Origin of the sequence: Paracoccus sp. S3-43, from assembly GCF_029027965.1 — a bacterium.
Taxonomy (GTDB): Bacteria; Pseudomonadota; Alphaproteobacteria; order Rhodobacterales; family Rhodobacteraceae; genus Paracoccus.
Genome location: NZ_CP119082.1, coordinates 2,528,683 through 2,547,211, shown reverse-complemented (window position 1 = coordinate 2,547,211; position 18,529 = coordinate 2,528,683). Strand labels below are relative to the sequence as shown.

16 protein-coding genes are annotated in these 18,529 nt (G+C 68.3%); 6 read left to right on the top strand and 10 right to left on the bottom strand.

Annotated elements, in window-relative coordinates; all coding sequences use genetic code 11:
- The first annotated feature begins 31 nt into the window (after positions 1 to 31).
- Complete coding sequence (gene purU, locus PXD02_RS13185; RefSeq protein ID WP_275104301.1) at positions 32 to 916, top strand: formyltetrahydrofolate deformylase; 885 nt, start codon at positions 32 to 34, stop codon at positions 914 to 916.
- Between the two features lie 258 nt (positions 917 to 1,174).
- Here purU and PXD02_RS13180 read toward each other — a convergent pair whose 3' ends face one another.
- Genes PXD02_RS13180 through PXD02_RS13165 form a run of 4 tightly spaced genes read right to left on the bottom strand, consistent with a single transcriptional unit; the run spans position 1,175 to position 5,761 of the window.
- Positions 1,175 to 2,254: a BMP family ABC transporter substrate-binding protein gene (locus PXD02_RS13180; RefSeq protein WP_275104300.1), complete on the bottom strand. Its 1,080-nt coding sequence runs from the start codon at positions 2,252 to 2,254 to the stop codon at positions 1,175 to 1,177.
- A 29-nt stretch (positions 2,255 to 2,283) separates the two neighbouring features.
- On the bottom strand, positions 2,284 to 3,171 hold the full coding sequence (locus PXD02_RS13175; RefSeq protein WP_275104299.1) for an ABC transporter permease: 888 nt from the start codon (positions 3,169 to 3,171) through the stop codon (positions 2,284 to 2,286).
- Positions 3,168 to 4,244, bottom strand: a complete 1,077-nt coding sequence (locus tag PXD02_RS13170; RefSeq protein WP_275104298.1) for an ABC transporter permease — start codon at positions 4,242 to 4,244, stop codon at positions 3,168 to 3,170. Before PXD02_RS13170 ends, PXD02_RS13175 begins: the two co-directional genes overlap by 4 nt.
- Complete coding sequence (locus PXD02_RS13165) at positions 4,241 to 5,761, bottom strand: ABC transporter ATP-binding protein (RefSeq protein WP_275104297.1); 1,521 nt, start codon at positions 5,759 to 5,761, stop codon at positions 4,241 to 4,243. Before PXD02_RS13165 ends, PXD02_RS13170 begins: the two co-directional genes overlap by 4 nt.
- A 97-nt stretch (positions 5,762 to 5,858) precedes the next feature.
- On the opposite strand from PXD02_RS13165, the gene dnaE reads away from it, so the two are divergent.
- The 5 genes from dnaE to ruvB all read left to right on the top strand — a co-directional run bounded on the left by dnaE (position 5,859) and on the right by ruvB (position 12,512).
- Positions 5,859 to 9,329 (top strand): DNA polymerase III subunit alpha, encoded by a 3,471-nt coding sequence (gene dnaE / locus PXD02_RS13160; protein WP_275104296.1) that lies wholly within the window; start codon positions 5,859 to 5,861, stop codon positions 9,327 to 9,329.
- Positions 9,330 to 9,393: 64 nt separating this feature from the next.
- Positions 9,394 to 9,891 carry a crossover junction endodeoxyribonuclease RuvC gene (ruvC, locus tag PXD02_RS13155; RefSeq protein WP_275104295.1) on the top strand — a complete coding sequence of 166 codons (498 nt, stop codon included), beginning with the start codon at positions 9,394 to 9,396 and terminating at the stop codon, positions 9,889 to 9,891.
- Complete coding sequence (gene ruvA, locus PXD02_RS13150; protein WP_275104294.1) at positions 9,888 to 10,574, top strand: Holliday junction branch migration protein RuvA; 687 nt, start codon at positions 9,888 to 9,890, stop codon at positions 10,572 to 10,574. Before ruvC ends, ruvA begins: the two co-directional genes overlap by 4 nt.
- A gap of 10 nt (positions 10,575 to 10,584) precedes the next feature.
- On the top strand, positions 10,585 to 11,484 hold the full coding sequence (gene htpX / locus PXD02_RS13145; protein WP_275104293.1) for a zinc metalloprotease HtpX: 900 nt from the start codon (positions 10,585 to 10,587) through the stop codon (positions 11,482 to 11,484).
- Positions 11,481 to 12,512: a Holliday junction branch migration DNA helicase RuvB gene (gene ruvB / locus PXD02_RS13140; protein WP_275104292.1), complete on the top strand. Its 1,032-nt coding sequence runs from the start codon at positions 11,481 to 11,483 to the stop codon at positions 12,510 to 12,512. The genes htpX and ruvB overlap by 4 nt, the downstream gene beginning before the upstream one ends.
- 101 nt (positions 12,513 to 12,613) lie before the next feature.
- Here ruvB and folD read toward each other — a convergent pair whose 3' ends face one another.
- From folD to pal, 6 genes are all read right to left on the bottom strand, one after another.
- A complete protein-coding gene (gene folD, locus PXD02_RS13135; RefSeq protein WP_275106427.1) occupies positions 12,614 to 13,489 on the bottom strand; it encodes a bifunctional methylenetetrahydrofolate dehydrogenase/methenyltetrahydrofolate cyclohydrolase FolD in 876 nt (291 codons plus the stop codon).
- Between the two features lie 14 nt (positions 13,490 to 13,503).
- The gene (locus PXD02_RS13130; protein WP_275104291.1) at positions 13,504 to 13,803 is read right to left on the bottom strand and encodes a chorismate mutase; all 300 of its coding nucleotides are present in this window, start codon (positions 13,801 to 13,803) and stop codon (positions 13,504 to 13,506) included.
- Positions 13,804 to 13,899: 96 nt separating this feature from the next.
- Positions 13,900 to 15,789, bottom strand: coding sequence for an ATP-dependent zinc metalloprotease FtsH (gene ftsH, locus PXD02_RS13125; RefSeq protein WP_275104290.1), 1,890 nt, complete (start codon positions 15,787 to 15,789; stop codon positions 13,900 to 13,902).
- 56 nt (positions 15,790 to 15,845) lie between these two features.
- Positions 15,846 to 17,081 carry a tRNA lysidine(34) synthetase TilS gene (gene tilS / locus PXD02_RS13120; protein ID WP_275104289.1) on the bottom strand — a complete coding sequence of 412 codons (1,236 nt, stop codon included), beginning with the start codon at positions 17,079 to 17,081 and terminating at the stop codon, positions 15,846 to 15,848.
- 7 nt (positions 17,082 to 17,088) lie between these two features.
- Entirely contained in the window at positions 17,089 to 17,970 is an 882-nt protein-coding gene (locus PXD02_RS13115) for a tol-pal system YbgF family protein (protein ID WP_275104288.1), read from the bottom strand.
- Entirely contained in the window at positions 17,967 to 18,503 is a 537-nt protein-coding gene (gene pal / locus PXD02_RS13110; RefSeq protein ID WP_126153356.1) for a peptidoglycan-associated lipoprotein Pal, read from the bottom strand. The genes PXD02_RS13115 and pal overlap by 4 nt, the downstream gene beginning before the upstream one ends.
- Between the last annotated feature and the right edge of the window lie 26 nt (positions 18,504 to 18,529).

The following is an 18,529-nucleotide window of genomic DNA, read 5'->3' as shown; positions in this document are numbered from 1 at the left end:
ACCCGGACAGCCAAGGAAGCGGACCCCCCTCATGAAAAGCTATACGCTGCGCGTCACCTGTGCCTCGACCCGCGGGATCGTGGCCGCGCTTTCCGGCTATCTGGCCGGGCATGACTGCAACATCACCGACAGCGCGCAGTTCGACGACGTGGAAACCGGCCGCTTCTTCATGCGCGTCAGCTTCCGCTCGGAAGGCGAGGCGACGCTGGGCCAGTTGCAGCACGGCATCGCCCCCATCGCCGGGCGTTTCGGGATGGAGGCCGAGTTCAGCGACGATGCGGTGAAGAAGAAGGTCGTCATCATGGTCAGCCGGTTCGGGCATTGCCTGAACGACCTGCTGTATCGCTGGCGGATCGGCGCCTTGCCGATCGACATCGTGGCGGTGATCTCGAACCACATGGACTATCAGAAGGTCGTGGTGAACCATGACCTGCCCTATTACTGCATCAAGGTCACCAGGGAAAACAAGGCCCAGGCCGAGGCCGAGCAGATGCGCATCCTGCGCGACACCGGCGCGGAACTGATCGTGCTGGCGCGCTATATGCAGGTGCTGTCGGACCAGATGTGCCAGGCCATGTCCGGGCGGATCATCAACATCCACCATTCGTTCCTGCCCAGCTTCAAGGGCGCCAACCCCTACAAGCAGGCCTATGAGCGCGGCGTGAAGCTGATCGGCGCGACCAGCCATTACGTCACCGCCGACCTGGACGAAGGCCCGATCATCGAACAGGACACGGTGCGCGTGACGCACGCGCAGTCTCCGGGCGACTATGTGTCCCTGGGCCGCGATGTCGAGGCGCAGGTGCTGGCCCGCGCCGTCCACGCCCATATTCATGGCCGGGTCTTTCTGAACGGCGAGAAGACCGTGGTCTTTCCCCCTTCGCCCGGAAGCTATGCCAGCGAGCGGATGGGGTGACGGAAGAAGGGGGGCTTTGCGCCCCCCGCCGCGCTGCGCGCGACTCCCCCCGCAGGATATTTTCGCCAAGGCAAAGAGGCGAAACCATTTCTTAACCTTGAGCCGCTATGACAGGGTTACGGTACAGGCGGGGACGCCGATGACCGTCCAAGGCAAAGCGCCCCGTTTCCTTTCGGAAGCGGGGCGCGATTGCTTTTGCCTTGGTTGAAATATCCCGGGGGGGAGTCCCCTTGGGGACGGGGGGCAGCGCCCCCCTTCTTACTGGGGAAGCTCGGCCGTGATGCCTTCGACATAGAAGTTCATGCCGGACAGTTCCTCATCCGTCGCCGTCTGCCCCTCGGCCAGCCAGACGCTGCCGTCGGCCTTGTTCAGCGGGCCGGTGAAGGGGTGGTATTCGCCCGCCGCGATCTTGTCGCGCAGCGCCTCGGCCTCGGCCTTGACCTCGGCGGGGACCGCCTCGGTGATCTCGCCGATGGCGACGATGCCGTCGCCGATGCCGCCCCAGATCGCCTCGGGCTTCCAGGTGCCATCCAGGATCCGGCCCACGCTTTTCACGTAATGCGCGCCCCAGTTATTGTAGACCGAGGAGACCCGCGGCGTCGGCGCGAACGAGGCCATGTCGCTGGCCTGGCCGAAGCCGATCTTGCCCGCCTTCTGCAACTGCGCCAGCGGCGCGGTCGAGTTGGTGTGTTGCAGGATCACGTCCACGCCCTCGGCCATCAGCGCGTTCGCCGCATCAGCCTCTTTCGCGGGATCGAACCAGCTATAGGCCCAGACGACCCGCATCTCGACCTCGGGGTTCACCTTCCTGGCGTGGATATAGGCCGAGTTGATGCCCTGGATCACCTCGGGGATCGGGAAGGTGGCGATATAGCCGATCTTGTTCGACTTGGTCATCCGGCCCGCGATGGTGCCGGTGACGGCGCGGCCTTCGTAGAAGCGGCCGTCATAGGTGCCCACGTTGTCGGCGCGCTTGTAGCCGGTATTGTGTTCGAACTTCACGTCGGGAAACTTGGCCGCGACGTTGATGACCGCGTCCATGTAGCCGAAGCTGGTCGCATAGATCACGTCGTTGCCCGCCAGGGCCAGTTGCGTCAGCGCGCGTTCGGCATCGACGCCCTCGGGGACGTTTTCCAGATAGGTGGTCTCCACCCGGTCGCCGAATTCCTGTTCCACGGCCAGGCGGCCCTGGTCGTGCTGATAGGTCCAGCCGCCGTCGCTGACCGGGCCGACATAGATGAAGCCGACCTTCAGCGGTTCCTCTTGCGCCCAGCTTGGCAGGGCGAGGCTGATCGTCGTCATGGCGGCGACGCTGGCAATAAGGTTTCTGCGGTTCATGCTTGCCTCTCTGTGTGGTCCCCGCGCGCCTAGCGCAGGGCATGAAAATCCTGTCCCAGCGATCCCGGCGCGGTGCTGCCCGCGCGGCGGCTGAATTTCTGCCGGGCCGAGATCGCCACCAGCACCAGGATGGTCGCCAGATAGGGCGCCATCGACAGAAGCTGCACGGGCACCCGCACGCCCGCCGCCTGAAGGCGCAGTTGCAGCACCGTCACGCCGCCGAACAGCCAGGCCCCCGCCAGCACCCCCGGCGCGGTCCAGTTGGAAAAGACCACGATGGCCAGCGCGATCCAGCCCGCGCCCGCCGTCATGCCTTCGGTCCATTGCAGCACCGTCGCGACCGAAATGAAGGCCCCGCCGATCCCCGCCATGGCGCCGCCGAAGGCGATGGCGGCGATGCGCACGCGGCGCACGTCATAGCCCAAGGCGTGGGCGGCGTCGTGATTCTCGCCCACGGCGCGCAGGATCAGGCCCGCGCGCGAGCGGTTGAGGAACCACCAGATCAGCGGCACCATCAGCAGGCCCAGCCAGACGATCCAGTTGAGATCCAGCGGGCCGGGTGCCATGGCGGGGGCCTTGACCCCTTCCAACGGCTTGCCGAACAGCGCGGCAAGTCCCAGGCCGAACAGCGTCAGCGCCAGCCCCGATGCGACCTGGTTCGACAACAGGAACTGCGTCAGCATCGCGAAGGGCAGGGCGATCAGCGCGCCCGCCAGCGCGGCGGCGGCAAAGCCCAAGGCCGGGTTGCCGCTGTGATGGGCGGCGGCGAAACCGGCCAGGGCGCCGGTGATCATCATCCCCTCGACCCCCAGGTTCAAAACGCCCGCGCGTTCCGCGACAAGCTCTCCCAGGGCGGCGAACAGGATCGGGGTCGAGGCGGTCAGCAGCATCAGGAACAGCGCGACGGGGTCGATCATGCCGCGATCCTTCTGGCGATGCGATAGCGGGTCAGCAGGTCGAAGCCCAGCAGGAAGAACAGCAGCATCCCCTGGAACACCTGTACGGTCGCGCCGGGCAGGTTCAGCGTCAGCTGCGCCAGTTCGCCGCCGATATAGGTCAGCGCCAGCAGCAGCCCCGCCAGCAGGATGCCCAAGGGATGCAGCCGTCCCAGGAAAGCCACGATGATCGCGGTGAAGCCGTAGCCCACGCCGATCTTGTCGGTGATCTGGCCCGCGGGGCCCGCGACCTCGAACAGGCCCGCCATGCCCGCCAGCGCGCCGGACAGGCCCAGGCAGAAGGCGACCAGCGTTTCCGGCCTGACCCCGGCGAAACGGGCGGCGCGCGGCGCGGTTCCGGCGGCGCGGATGTGAAAGCCGCGGATATGGCGGCTCATCAGGAACCAGGTGGCCAGCACCGCCAGGACGGCGGCGACCACGCCCCAATGCGCGCCGGTCCCGGCGATCAGTTCGGGGTTCGAGGCGGCGGGATATTGTTGCAGGTTGCGCGAACCGGGCATCCCGAAGCCCTCGGGGTTCTTCATCGGCCCGAAGGCCATCCAGGCGGCGATGCGCTGCGCGACATAGACCAGCATCAGCGACACCAGGATTTCCGAAGCGCCGAACCAGTTGCGCAGCAGCGCCGGGATCATGCCCCAGGCCCAGCCGCCAACCGCGCCCGCGATCACCATGGCGGGAAAGATCCACATTTCGGGGGCGGGATAGGCGGCCAGGGCGACCGCCGCGCCGGTAAGGGCGCCGATGATGTATTGCCCCTCGGCCCCGATGTTCCAGATGCCCGCGCGGAATCCCACGGCAAGGCCCGAGGCGATCAGGATCAGCGGCGCGGCCTTCACCAGCAGTTGCGGGCGGGAATAGCTGGCGGCGGGGCCGAACAGCGGATCCCAGAAGATCGTGCGGATCGCCGCCACGGGGTCATAGCCCATGATCGCGAACAGGATGCCGCCCGCCAGCATCGTCGCCAGCACCGCAAGAATGGGCGTGGCGACCTGCAACAGGGCGGGCGTGTCGGTGCGAGGGATCAGTCGGATCATAGGTGGGCGACCTCCATCCCATGTGCGCCGCCCAGCATCAGGCCGATCTGGTCCAGGCTCAGCCCCTCGGTCGGGCGAGGGTCGGAGAGGCGGCCTTCGTTCAGCGCGCAGAACCGGTCGGACAGTTCCAGAAGCTCGTCCAGATCCTGGGAAATGACGATGACGCCCGCCCCTGACCGCGCCAGATCCAGCAGCGACTGGCGCAGGGCGGCGGCGGCGCCCGCATCGACGCCCCAGGTCGGCTGGTTCACGACCAGCACGCGGGGGGCCTGCATCACCTCGCGCCCGATGACGAATTTTTGCAGGTTGCCGCCGGACAGCGCCTTGGCGGCGGTCTCGGGGCCGGGGGTGCGCACGTCGAAGGCGCGGATCACCGCCTCGGCATAGGCGCGGGCGGCGGGGCGGTCGATCAGGCCCCGGCGGACCAGCCCCTTGCGCGCGCCCGCCGTCAGAAGGGTGTTGTCGGTCAGGCTGAAATCGGGGACGGCGGCATGGCCCAGCCGATCCTCGGGCGCGGCCAGCAGACCGGCGGCGCGCCGCGCCTCGGGTCCAAGACGCGACAGATCCGCGCCTTCCAGCAGGATCGTGCCCGGCGCGCTGCGGATCTCGCCCGACAGCGCGGCCAGCAATTCGTCCTGGCCGTTGCCCGCGACGCCGCCGACGCCCAGGATCTCGCCCGCGCGCAGGGTCAGGGCCACGGATTTCAGCGACGTTCCCTCGGCCGTGGGGGCGGGCTGGGACAGGGCGCGGATCTGCAACAGCACCTCGCCCGCCTGCCGCCCGCTGCGGTCGATGGGGCGCATGTCGCCGCCCACCATCATCGCGGCGAGGGCGCGGGCGGAATGGGCGCGCGGGTCGCAACTGTCCACCACCCGGCCATGGCGCAGGATCGTGGCGCGGTCGCAATGGCTGCGGATCTCCTCCAGCTTGTGGCTGATATAGAGGATCGCGGTCCCCTGCGCCGCCAGCTTGCGCAGGGTCGCGAACAGCAGGTCCGCTTCCTGAGGGGTCAGCACGCTGGTCGGTTCATCCATGATCAGCAGGCGCGGGTTCTGCAACAGGCAGCGGATGATCTCGACCCGCTGGCGTTCGCCCGCCGACAGGGTGACGACGCGGCGGGCGGGGTTCAGCGGCAGGCCGAAATCCTGGCTGACCTGGGCGATCCGGGCCGACAGCGCGCGCCGGGGCGGCGGGTTCTCCATCCCCAGGGCGATGTTTTCCGCGACCGTCAGCGCGTCGAACAGGCTGAAATGCTGAAACACCATCGCCACGCCGGCGGCCCGCGCCGCGCGGGGGTCGGTTGGCTGATGCGGCCGGCCGTTCAGCAGCATCCGCCCGTCATCGGGGCGCACGAGGCCATAGATCATCTTGACCAGGGTCGATTTGCCCGCGCCGTTTTCCCCCAGCAGGGCGTGGATCTCTCCGGGCGCCACGGCAAAGGACACATCGTCATTGGCGCGCACGCCGGGATAGGATTTGCCGATCCCCTCAGCCCGGAACACTGCGCCCTCGGTCAAATTTTGTCCCCCTGGTCAAAGTCTTTTCCATGCTTATCGCGCAAGTGACGCCCAGGGCAATTGCGCTGTTTCGGCAGGTTGCGATAGATGTCCGACCATGCCCGCGAAAAATCCCCGATTCATCCATCTTCGCACCCATTCCGAGCATTCTCTGCTGGAAGGCGCCATCCCCGTGGGCAAGCTGCCCACGCTTGCGGCGGATGCCGGGATGCCCGCGGTCGCGCTGACCGATACCAACGCGATGTTCGCGGCCCTGGAATTCAGCGTCAAGGCGATGGACAAGGGCGTCCAGCCGATCGTCGGTTGCCAGATGACCCTGCTGGACGGCGCGACCGGGCCGGTGGTCCTGCTGGCCCAGAACGAGGCGGGCTGGCTGAACCTGATGGCGCTGTCATCCTGCCTCTATCTGCGCGAGGGCGGCGCGCTGCCGCATGTCACCGTGGACGAGTTGTGCGCCCATGCCGAGGGGCTGATCTGCCTGACCGGCGGGGCGACGGGGCCGCTGGGCCTGCTGATCGCCCAAGGCGCGCGCGACAAGGCCGATGCCCTGGCCGACCGGCTGGCCGCCGCCTTTCCGACGCGCCTGTATGTCGAATTGCAACGCCATCCGGGCGAGAACGGCGCGCTGATGCCCGCCGAGACCGCGTCCGAATCCGGGCTGATCGACCTGGCCTATGCGAAATCCCTGCCGCTGGTCGCCACGAACGATGTCTATTTCCCCAAGGCCGAGATGTTCGAGGCCCATGACGCGCTGATCTGCATCGCCGAGAAAGCCTATGTCGACCAGTCCCAGCCCCGCCGCCGCCTGACGCCGCAGCATTACTTCAAGTCGGCCGAGGAAATGGCCGTGCTGTTCGCCGACCTGCCCGAGGCTTTGGACAACACGGTGGAAATCGCCCGCCGCTGCGCCTTCGCGGTCAGGAAGCACGCGCCGATCCTGCCGCGCTTTGCCGATGACGAGGTGGACGAGTTGCGTCGCCAGGCCCGCGCCGGGCTGGACGCGCGCCTCAAGGTCATCCCCCACGCCGTCCCGGTCCCGGAATACCACGCCCGGCTGGACTTCGAGCTGGGCATCATCGAGCAGATGGGCTTTCCCGGCTATTTCCTGATCGTGGCCGATTTCATCAAATGGGCCAAGGATCACGACATTCCGGTGGGTCCGGGCCGGGGTTCGGGGGCCGGGTCGCTGGTCGCCTATGCCCTGACCATCACCGATCTGGATCCGCTGCGTTATAACCTGCTGTTCGAACGCTTCCTGAACCCGGAGCGCGTCTCGATGCCGGATTTCGACATCGACTTCTGCATGGACCGCCGCGAAGAGGTGATCCGCTATGTTCAAGAGAAATACGGCAAGGACAAGGTCGGCCAGATCATCACCTTCGGCGCGCTGCTCTCCAAGGCCGCCGTCCGTGACGTGGGCCGGGTGTTGCAGATGCCCTTCGGCCAGGTGGACCGGCTGTCCAAGATGATCCCGGTCGAGGGCGTGAAGCCCGTCAGCATCGCCAAGGCCCGCGCCGACGAGCCCCGCCTGCGCGAGGCCGCCAAGGAAGAGGTCGTCGCCCGGCTGCTGGACTATGCCGAGCAGTTGGAGGGGCTGTATCGCAACGCCTCGACCCATGCGGCGGGCGTGGTGATCGGCGACCGGCCGCTGGACCGGCTGGTGCCGCTGTATCGCGATCCGGCATCCGACATGCCCGCGACGCAGTTCAACATGAAATGGGTGGAACAGGCCGGGCTGGTGAAGTTCGACTTCCTGGGCCTCAAGACCCTGACGGTGATCCAGAACGCCGTGGACCTGATCAATGGCGGCGGGCGGCCGCTGCATGTCGCAGCGGATGGGCGGACGCTCTATGACCCGGCGCCGGGCACGGAAAACCAGATCAACCTGATCCCGCTGGACGACAAGGCGACCTATGACCTGTTCGCCAGCGCCAAGACGGTCGCGGTGTTCCAGGTCGAAAGCAGCGGCATGATGGATGCGCTGCGCCGGATGCGGCCGACCTGCATCGAGGATATCGTGGCGCTTGTCGCCCTGTATCGCCCCGGCCCGATGGAGAACATCCCGACCTATTGCGAGGTCAAGAACGGCGCTCGCGCGCTGGAATCGCTGCACCCCAGCATCGACCCGATCCTTGCCGAGACGCAGGGCATCATCGTCTATCAGGAACAGGTGATGCAGATCGCCCAGGTCATGGCGGGCTACAGCCTAGGCGGCGCCGACCTGCTGCGCCGTGCCATGGGCAAGAAGATCGCCGCCGAGATGGCCAAGGAGCGCCCGAAATTCGTCGATGGCGCGGTGGCGAACGGGGTGGACGCCAAGAAGGCGGGCGAGGTCTTCGACCTGCTGGAAAAATTCGCCAATTACGGATTCAACAAGTCCCACGCGGCGGCCTATGCCGTGGTCAGCTATCAGACGGCCTGGCTGAAGGCGAACCATCCGGTCGAATTCATGGCCGCGGTGATGAACTGCGACATCCACCTGACCGACAAGCTGGCGATCTACAAACGCGAATGCGACCGCATGGGCATCGCCATCGTGCCGCCCTGCGTGAATCGGTCAGCCCCGACCTTCAGCGTCCGCGAGGGCCGCATCCATTACGCCCTGGGCGCGCTGAAGGGCGTCGGCGTGGACGCGATGAAGCTGATCCAGGACGCGCGGGGCGACACCCCCTTCCGCGACATCCACGACTTCGCCCGCCGCGTGGACATGAAGCGCGTGGGCAAGCGCCCGCTGGAAATGCTGGCCCGCGCCGGGGCCTTCGACCTGCTGGACGACAACCGCGCCCGCGTGGTCAAGGGGCTGGACGCGCTGTGTGCCTGGTCGGCGGCGGTGCAGGAGCAGGCGGCCTCCAGCCAGACCTCGCTGTTCGGCGGGGGCGAGGATCTGCCGCCGCCGCGCGCGCCCATTTCAGGCGTCTGGCTGCCCACCGAAAAGCTGGCCGAGGAACACAAGGCCGTCGGCTTCTATCTGTCCGGCCATCCGCTGGACGATTACCTGCCCGCGCTGAAGCGCAAGAAGGTCCAGACCCTGGCCGAGATCAGCGCCGACGCCGCAAACGGTCCCCTGGTCGCCAGCATCGCGGGCACGGTCGCGGCGCGGATGGAACGCAAATCCGCCAAGGGCACGCCCTATGCCTTTGTCAGCCTGTCCGACCCGACCGGGCTTTACGAGGTGACGGTGTTTTCCGACCTGCTGACCGCATCCCGCGACCGGCTGGAACCGGGGCAGAACGTGGTGTTGCAGGTCAAGGTCGAACCCTCGGGCGACCAGGTGAAGATGCTGGCGAACTCGGTCGATCTGCTGGACAATGTCGTGGCCGATGCCGGCGCGGGCTGCCTGGCCGTGGACATGCAGGGCGCCGACACCATCCCGCGCATCGCCGAAACCCTGGACCGCATCCGAACCGAGATTACCGTTCCCGCCCGCTCGCGCGGCCCGGTCCTGCTGCGCATCCGCGAGGGCGAGGAGGTGATCGAGATCGAGATCGCCAACGACGCCCCCCTGACCACCCCCGCCCGCCAGGCCCTGCGCGCCGTGCCGGGCGTCCTGGACGTGGTCGAGGAGTAGGCTTTGCCCCTAGGCAGATGTTCGCGTTTCGTGCTAATCCTTGGGAAAACCGGAAGGGCAGGCTATGCGCGTCCTGGGCATTGATCCCGGATTGAGGAATATGGGCTGGGGCGTGATCGCGGTGGACGGATCGCGCCTGCGCCATGTCGCCAACGGCGTGATCCAGACGGACGGGGGCGACCTGGGCGCGCGGCTGTCGCGGCTGTATCGCGGCCTTTGCGCGGTGATCGCCGCCCATGCGCCCGACGCGGCGGCGGTCGAACAGACCTTCGTGAACAAGGACGCGGTCGGCACGCTGAAGCTGGGCCAAGCGCGCGGCATCGCCCTCTTGGCCCCGGCCGAGGCGGGGCTGGCTATCGGCGAATACGCCCCGAACGCCGTCAAGAAAACCGTGGTCGGCGTCGGCCATGCGGGCAAGGAACAGGTGCAGCACATGGTCAAGGTCCAGCTTCCGGGCGTGGTTTTCGACAGCGCCGACGCCGCCGACGCGCTTGCCATCGCCATCTGCCACGCCCGCCACCTGCAAGGCCGCAGCCTGCGCATCGTGGAGCGTTCCGCATGATCGGCCGCATTGCCGGGATCATCCTGCACCGCGCCCGCGATCACGTCCTGATCGACGTGCGCGGGGTGGGCTATATCGTCCATGTCAGCGAACGCACCGCTGCCGGGCTGCCGCCGGTGGGGCAGGCGGTCGCGCTGTATACCGACCTGATGGTGCGCGAGGATCTGCTGCAACTGTTCGGCTTTCCGACCATGCTGGACAAGGAATGGCACCGGCTGCTGACCAGCGTTCAGGGGGTGGGGGCCAAGGTGTCGCTGGCGATCCTGGGCACGCTGGGGGCCGAGGGGCTGGCGCGGGCGATCGCGCTTGGCGACTGGGCCTCGGTCCGCAGGGCGCAGGGCGTGGGGCCGAAGCTCGCGCAGCGCGTGGTGCTGGAGCTGAAGGACAAGGCGCCCTCGGTGATGGCGCTTGGCGCGACGCTCAGCGTGGATATGGGCGTGCCGGTGGTTGACGCCGATGCCGTGATCGAACCCGCGGGCGCCCCCGCGCCCCGGCCCGCCGCCCCGACGGACGCGATGCTTGCCGCCCGCGCCACCGCCGATGCCCTGTCCGCCTTGGGCAATCTGGGTTATGCTGCCAGCGAAGCCGCGCAGGCCGTGGCCGAGGCGCAGGCGCGGGAACCGGGCGCCGCCACGCCCGCGTTGATCCGAGCGGCGCTGCGGCTGCTGGCGCCGAAGGAATAGGGGGCGCTTGATGCACGGGAACGCAAAGGTCTTTATCCTGATGGCCGCCATGACCGCCCTGGTCATGGCGCTTGGCTGGATGCTGGGCGGGCAGGGCGGCGCGGTGATCGCCCTGCTGCTGGCGGGCGGCATGAACGTCTTTTCCTGGTGGAACAGCGACAAGATGGTGCTGCGCCAGCAGGGCGCGGTCGAACTGTCGCCGCAGCAGGGGGGCGATCTTTATGCGCTGACCGCCGAACTGGCCCGGCGGGCGGATCTGCCGATGCCCAAGCTGTATCTGCTGCCCACCGAACAGCCCAACGCCTTCGCTACCGGCCGCAATCCCGAAAACTCCGCCGTGGCGGTGACGCAGGGTCTGGTCCGCAGCCTGTCGCGGGATGAGCTTGCGGGCGTGATCGCGCATGAACTGGCCCATATCAAGCATCGCGACACGCTGACCATGACCGTCACCGCGACCATGGCCGGGGCCATCGCCATGATGGGCAACATGATGATGTTCACCGGCGGGCGCGACGACCGGGGCGGCGGCCTGGGCGCGATCCTGGCGATGATCTTCGCGCCCTTGGCGGCGATGATGGTGCAGATGGCGATTTCCCGCGCCCGCGAATACGAGGCCGATGCGACCGGCGCGCAAATCAGCGGCCAGCCGCAGGCGCTGGCCTCGGCCCTGGCGAAGATCTCGCAACTTGCGGGGCGGGTGCTGAACATTCCCGCCGAACGCAACCCGGCGGCGGCGGCCATGTTCATCGTGAACCCGCTGAACGGGCTGCGCATGGACCGCCTGTTCGCCACCCACCCTGCGACCGAGGATCGCATCGCCCGGCTGATGGCGATGGATGGCGGGCCGCGCGAACGCGCCTCCTCCATCCCGCGCAGCGGGCGCGACGACGGCCCCTGGGGACGCGGATGATCCAGCCCGATCCGACCCTGCGCCCGGAACCGATCGAGGGCGACTCTGAAGACCGCGCCCTGCGCCCGCAGATGCTGTCCGAATTCGTGGGACAGGCCGAGGCCCGCGCCAACCTGCGGGTCTTCATCGAAAGCGCCAAGATGCGCGGCAAGGCGATGGACCACACGCTGTTCTTCGGCCCGCCGGGCCTGGGCAAGACCACGCTGGCGCAGATCATGGCCCGCGAACTGGGCGTGAACTTCCGCATGACCTCGGGTCCGGTGCTGGCGCGGTCCGGCGATCTGGCGGCGATCCTGACCAATCTGGAAGCCCGCGACGTGCTGTTCATCGACGAAATCCACCGCATGAACCCGGCGGTCGAGGAGATCCTCTATCCCGCCCTGGAGGATTTCGAACTGGATCTGGTGATCGGCGAAGGCCCCGCCGCGCGCACCGTGCGGATCGAGTTGCAGCCTTTCACCCTGGTCGGCGCCACTACCCGCCTGGGCCTGCTGACCACGCCGCTGCGCGACCGTTTCGGTATCCCGACGCGGCTGGAATTTTATACGATCCCCGAACTGGACCTGATCGTGCAGCGCGGCGCCCGGCTGATGGGTATCGCGGCGGACCCGGACGGGACGCGCGAAATCGCTCGCCGCGCCCGCGGCACGCCGCGAATCGCGGGGCGGCTGCTGCGCCGGGTGGTGGATTTTGCCCTGGTCGAGGGGGACGGACGTCTGACGCGCCAGATCGCCGATACGGCGCTGACCCGGCTTGGCGTGGACGACCTGGGCCTGGACGGCGCCGACCGGCGCTATCTGATGCAGATGGCCGAACATTACGGCGGCGGCCCGGTCGGCGTCGAAACCCTGTCGGCGGCGCTGTCGGAAAGCCGCGACGCGATCGAGGAAGTGATCGAGCCTTATCTGCTGCAACAGGGCCTGATCGCCCGCACGCCGCGCGGGCGGCAGTTGACGGCGGGCGCCTGGCGGCATCTGGGGCTGTCCGCGCCGACCGCGCCGTTGCAGGCGACGCTGTTCGACGGCTGACCGGAGGGCAGGGGGCTTTGCCCCCGCCGCGCGTGCCGCCTGGCAGCAGGCAAGGGGGGCGCGAAGCCCCCGGCGCGGGCCCGTGCGCCCCGGTGCCGGGCTCAGGGCGTCAGGCCGTCGGGATCGGGCAGGCCGTTGGCGCGCGCGGTCGCGGTCAGCGTATTGGCCAGCAGGCAGGCGATGGTCATCGGCCCGACGCCGCCCGGAACCGGCGTGATCGCATCCGCGACCCTGGCCGCGCTGTCGAAATCGACATCGCCCACCAGCCCGTCCTCGGTGCGGTTGATGCCCACGTCGATCACCGTCGCGCCCGGCTTGATCCAGTCGCCCTGCACGAAATGCGCGCGGCCCACTGCGGCAACCACGATATCGGCTTGGCGGCAGAGATCGGGCAGGTTCGCGGTGCGCGAATGGGCCACCGTCACCGTGGCGCTGTCGCGCAGCAGAAGCTGGGCCATCGGCTTGCCGACGATATTGCTGCGGCCGATCACCAGGGCGTTTCTGCCCGACAGGCTGCCCAAGTGGTCGCGCAGCAGCATCAGGCAGCCCAGCGGCGTGCAGGGCACCATCGCCTTCTGCCCCGTCGCCAGCAGCCCGACATTCAGGATGTGGAACCCGTCCACGTCCTTGGCCGGGTCGACGGCGTTGATGACGGCGGATTCGTCCATATGGGACGGCAGCGGCAATTGCACCAGAATGCCGTTCACCGCCGGGTCGGCGTTCAGCCGGTCGATCAGCGCCAGCAGGTCGGCTTGGGGCGTGTCGGCAGGCAGGCGGTGTTCATAGGAGTTCATCCCCACCTCGCGCGTCATGCGGCCCTTGGACCGGACATAGACCTGGCTGGCCGGATCCTCGCCCACTAGGACGACGGCCAGGCCGGGGGTAATCCCCTGGGCGGCCATTGCCGCGACCTGGGTCGCGATGCGGGCGCGCAGGGCGGCGGCGAAAGCCTTTCCGTCGATCAGTTTCGCGGTGATGGGCAGCGATGCGGTCACGGGCGGTCTCCGTTCAGATAGCGATCTTCCTGCGCGATGGCGGCTTCGATCAGTTGCCGCCAGACAGTCTGGATCAGCACGGGGTCCAGCCCGCGCGATGCGGCATGGCGGCCGACATTTGCGACCACTTCCTCGACCCGGTCATCGATTCGGGCGGGCAGGCCGACCTGTTCCTTGATCCGGGCGGCGCGGGCGATCAGGGCATGGCGCTGCGCCAGAAGCGCGACAAGCTGTTCGTCCAGCGCGTCGATATGGGCGCGCAGCGTTGCCATGTCTGGAATGTCGTCGATCTGCATCGGCCCCTCCGTTCACCTGGGCAGGGGGATGCACCGGGCGGCATCGGGGTGCAAGGCGTAAAGGAAAACCCCGGCGCAGGGCCGGGGTTCCGGGTGTCATGCCGGGGCGGGATCGCCGCCGGGCGCGGGCTTGCCCGCCTTGGGGATCGCGGTGACCGAGGGGATCACGCTGCCCGGCGTGTCGTCGTCGCCGCCCAAGGGTTCGCCGCGCAGGATCTTGCCGATCTCCTCGCCGGTCAGGGTTTCGTATTCCAGAAGGCCCTGGGCCATGCGCTCGAATTCCTCGGATTTTTCCAGCAGGATGCGGCGGGCTTCCTGATAGCCTTCCTCGATCAGGTCGCGGACTTCCTGCTCGATCAGTTCCTTGGTCGCGGCCGAGATCGAGAAGCCGCCGGTCGAGCCGTTATAGCCCTCATGCGCCTCGGCATAGTCGATATTGCCGACCTTGTCGGACATCCCCCAGCGCATCACCATGGCGCGGGCCAGCTGGCTGGCCTGCTGGATGTCGCCTGCGGGGCCGTTCGACACGCCTTCCTCGCCATACTTGATGATCTCGGCGGCCTTGCCGGCCATGGTCATCGCCAGCTTCTGCTTGGCCTCGTCCTTGTGGAAGTTCAGGCGGTCCATTTCCGGCAGCGACACCACCATGCCCAGGGCACCGCCGCGCGGGATGATCGTCGCCTTGTAGACCGGATCGCATTTCGGCATGGACAGGCCAACCACGGCGTGACCGGCCTCGTGATAGGCGGTCTTTTCCTTCTGTTCCGGCGTCAGAACCATGCTGCGGCGTTCGACGCCCAGCATCACCTTGTCCTTGGCATTCTCGAAATCTTCCATGCTGACGAAACGGCGACCGATGCGCGCGGCCATCAGCGCGGCCTCGTTCACCAGGTTCATCAGGTCGGCGCCGGAAAAGCCGGGCGTGCCGCGGGCGATGATTCGCAGGTCCACGTCGGGACCGACCGGCACCTTGCGGGCATGGACCGACAGGATCTTCTCGCGCCCCTTGATGTCGGGATTGGGGACATGGATCTGGCGGTCGAAGCGGCCGGGTCGCAGCAGGGCGGGGTCCAGCACGTCGCGGCGGTTGGTGGCGGCGACGATGATGATGCCCTCGTTCGCCTCGAACCCGTCCATCTCGACCAGAAGCTGGTTCAGGGTCTGTTCGCGTTCGTCGTTGCCGCCGCCGATGCCCACGCCGCGCGCGCGGCCCACCGCGTCGATCTCGTCGATGAAGACGATGCAGGGGGCGGATTTCTTGGCCTGTTCGAACATGTCGCGGACCCGGCTTGCGCCGACGCCCACGAACATTTCCACGAAGTCGGACCCCGAGATGGTGAAGAAGGGCACGCCCGCCTCACCGGCGATGGCGCGGGCCAGCAGCGTCTTGCCGGTGCCCGGAGGGCCGACCAGCAGCGCGCCTTTCGGGATCTTGCCGCCCAACCGGCTGAATTTCTGCGGGTTGCGCAGGAATTCGACGATTTCCTCAAGCTCCTCCTTGGCCTCGTCGATGCCGGCCACGTCGTCGAAGGTCACCCGGCCGTGCTTTTCGGTCAAGAGTTTCGCGCGCGACTTGCCAAAGCCCATCGCCCCGCCTTTGCCGCCGCCCTGCATCCGGTTCATGAAGAAGATCCACACGCCGATCAGCAGGATGAAGGGCAGCCAGACGCCCAGCAGCGACATGAAGCCGGACTGCTGCTGCGGCACGACCTTCACATCGACGCTTTTGGCGATCAGGCGGTCGGCGATATCCTCGCCCTGCGGGCGGATCGTGGAATACTGGTTGCCGTCGGTGCCGGTGACGGCCAACTGTTCGCCGTCGATGGTGACGGCGGCGATCTGGTCGTTGTCGACCCGCTGGATGAAGTCCGAATAGCTGATCTGCCGGCTGTTCATGGTCGTCGCGCCGTCGCTGAACAGATTGAACAGCGCCAGGATCATCAGGAAAAGGACGACCCAGAAGGCCAGGTTGCGTGCGTTGCCCAAATCGGACCTCCGGCGGAAAGCGGTTTGGCTTGAAAATAGGGATTATCGGGGCAGGTTCAATGCGCCATGACAAGCCTGTGGAAATCTGACGCAACCCGGACCGGACGCAGGTCATAGGGCGCCGCCGGGCGGATCAGCGGCGCGGCCACCAGCCGGTCGCCTTCCCAGATGGCGGGGCTGGCGGCGGCCTCGTCGCGGCCCAGGCAGGACAGGCGCCATTTGACCCGCGCGACCTGGCCCAGCCCAAGCGCCGCGACATGCTGGCCAGGCTTGAGGCCGCTGACATGCCAGCGATTATCCCAGATGCCGTTCCACGCGTCGGGGGCGCGCAGGGCGGCGGCGGTTTCCCGGAACAGCCGGATCCGGTCGCCCTCGGGCTCGATCAGGGCGCCGTCCAGCGTGACCCGGTGGCCGGTGGCGATGGCGTTCAGCGCGTGCAGGGCGGTGTTGCGGCGCGGCGGGTAATCGGCCCCGGTGATCCAGCGGCAGGCGGCGACGATCAGGCGGCGGCGAATCTCGGGCGGGGCGTCGCCATAGGCGCGGCGCGGCAGGGTCAGGCTGCCGTCCTGGGCCACGGCGTCGCGCGCGGCATGGGCGGCGTAATGGGACAGGGCGTCCCGCGCTTCCTGGATATGGTTGGCGGCGCGGGCCAGGGCGGGGACATCCAGGCCCATCGCCTGGATCGCCTTACGGATGCGGATGCGGTCGAAATCCTCGTTCTCGTTGCTGGGATCGTCGATCCAGCCAATGCCGCGCGCCCGCAGCCAGTCGCGCAGCGGCTGCCGCCCGGCCGCCAGCATCGGGCGCAGCCAGCGGATGCCGAATCGGTCGCGCCATTCCGCCATCGAGGCCAGCCCGTCGATCCCCGACCCCCGCGCCAGCCGCATCAGCAGGGTTTCGGCCTGGTCGTCCGCCGTATGGCCAAGCGCCACGGCGGGCAGGTCGTTGCGCTGCGCCCAGCCGGCCAGCAGCCGCAGCCGGGCGTCGCGGGCATTGGCCATCAGGTTGCCGGTCTCGGTGCCGCGCTGCCAGACCAGCGTGGCATGGGGCAGGTCAAGCGCGCGGGCGGCGCGGCCGACCTGGCGCGCCTCGGCCGTGCTTTCCGGGCGCAGGCCGTGATCCACGGTGGCGACCATGATCCTGCGGCCGCGACCCCATTCGGCCATCATGTGCATCAGGGCGATCGAATCGCCGCCGCCCGACACGGCGATGCCGATGGCGGGCAGGTCGCCCGCCAGCCGGTCCAGGGCTGCATGGACGCGAAAGGCTGGATCGGCGGGCGGCAGGGACATGGATGCGCTATTGCCCTTCGCCTTCGGCCAGGTCGGCCTGGGCGGCATCGCCGGGCAGAGGTTCCAGGTCGTTGCTGCCGCAGGCAAGGCGGCTCATCCGGGTTTCCGCCTCGGCGGCGAAGGGGGATCCGGGAAAGCGGGCGGGGATCTCGGCCAGGTAAAGGCAGGCCGCCGTGGCGTCCCCCTCGGCCTCGATGACGCGGGCGATGCCCAGCAGGCTTTCGGCGGCGCGCGGACCGTCGGGATCGGCCGAGAACCCCTCCAGCCAGGCTGCCGCCGCGCCCTTGGCGTCGCCCGCGCTGTCCAGGGCGGCGCCGCGCAGGAACAGTGCCTCGGCCGTCAGCGCGCCCCCGGCATGGGTTTCGGCCACGGTGCCGAACATTTCCGCCGCGCGGCGGAAATCGCCGCTGGCCATGACCTGCCGTGCGGCGTCGAAATCAGCCTGCTCGCCTGCGGAGGCAGGCTTGCCGCCGCCCTGCTGGGGGGGCGGCGGAGGCAGGGGCACGGTCGCCACGCGGCCGGGATCGGGGGTGGTCAGGGCGGACAGGTCGCAGGTCTCGTCCATCTCGCACAGGCGGAATTCCATGTCGGCGATACGGCGGTTGCTGTCGGCGACGATCCGGTCGATGCGGTTTCCCAACTGCTCGGTCCGGTCGGTCAGCCGCGCCAGCCGCTGCTCCATCGCGTTCATGCGGTCGATGGCGGCATCCCCGCCCGCCGCCTGGAACCCCGCCGCGCCCGAGGCGACCAGTTCCGAGCGCAGGGACTGCAACTGGCCGCGAATCTCGGACAATTCCGCCCGCAGATCGGCAAGCCGGGGTTCGTCCGCCAGCGCAGGCAGCGCCACCGTCACGGCCAGGACGGCTGCGGCAATGGCGCGCAGGGTCACGATCCCGCCCCCGTGGCGCTGACCACGGTCACGGCGCGGCGGTTGTTGGCATAGCAGGCCTCGTCCGAGCAGACCTCGCGCGGGCGTTCCTTGCCAAAGCTCAGCGTGCGCAGGCGGTCCGACGCGACGCCCTGGGCGATGAGGTATTCCTGGACCGCGCTGGCGCGGCGCGCGCCAAGCGCCAGGTTGTATTCGCGGGTGCCCGTTTCTTCGGCATGGCCCTGAACCACGGCGGTGAAGTTGGTGTGCCGGTTCAGCCATTCGGCCTGGCGCGCCAGGATCGCGCGGGCGTCGCCGGTCAGCGCCGTCTGGTTGGCCGCGAACAGGACCGTGTTGCCGATGGTATTGTTGAAATATTCCGCCGTCGCCTCGGCCCCCAGGGTGCCGCCGGCCAACTGACCCTGATACAGCGCCCCGCCCGCGGCGTTGGCATAGGGGTCGACCACGGTCTGCGTGACCGGCGGCGCGGGTTGCGCGCAGGCGGCAAGGGCCAGCAGCAGGGCGGCGGCGACAGGCTTTTTCCAGGCGATCATCGGGTCATCCTTCCGGTCGGTGTTCC

Bases quoted from the DNA above. Each gene is read 5' to 3' on its own strand.
- purU (WP_275104301.1), top strand. From the start codon at position 32: ATGAAAAGCTATACGCTGCGCGTCACCTGTGCCTCGACCCGCGGGATC.
- PXD02_RS13180 (WP_275104300.1), bottom strand. From the start codon at position 2,254: ATGAACCGCAGAAACCTTATTGCCAGCGTCGCCGCCATGACGACGATC.
- PXD02_RS13175 (WP_275104299.1), bottom strand. From the start codon at position 3,171: ATGATCGACCCCGTCGCGCTGTTCCTGATGCTGCTGACCGCCTCGACC.
- PXD02_RS13170 (WP_275104298.1), bottom strand. From the start codon at position 4,244: ATGATCCGACTGATCCCTCGCACCGACACGCCCGCCCTGTTGCAGGTC.
- dnaE (WP_275104296.1), top strand. From the start codon at position 5,859: ATGCCCGCGAAAAATCCCCGATTCATCCATCTTCGCACCCATTCCGAG.
- ruvC (WP_275104295.1), top strand. From the start codon at position 9,394: ATGCGCGTCCTGGGCATTGATCCCGGATTGAGGAATATGGGCTGGGGC.
- ruvA (WP_275104294.1), top strand. From the start codon at position 9,888: ATGATCGGCCGCATTGCCGGGATCATCCTGCACCGCGCCCGCGATCAC.
- htpX (WP_275104293.1), top strand. From the start codon at position 10,585: ATGCACGGGAACGCAAAGGTCTTTATCCTGATGGCCGCCATGACCGCC.
- ruvB (WP_275104292.1), top strand. From the start codon at position 11,481: ATGATCCAGCCCGATCCGACCCTGCGCCCGGAACCGATCGAGGGCGAC.
- PXD02_RS13130 (WP_275104291.1), bottom strand. From the start codon at position 13,803: ATGCAGATCGACGACATTCCAGACATGGCAACGCTGCGCGCCCATATC.
- tilS (WP_275104289.1), bottom strand. From the start codon at position 17,081: ATGTCCCTGCCGCCCGCCGATCCAGCCTTTCGCGTCCATGCAGCCCTG.
- pal (WP_126153356.1), bottom strand. From the start codon at position 18,503: ATGATCGCCTGGAAAAAGCCTGTCGCCGCCGCCCTGCTGCTGGCCCTT.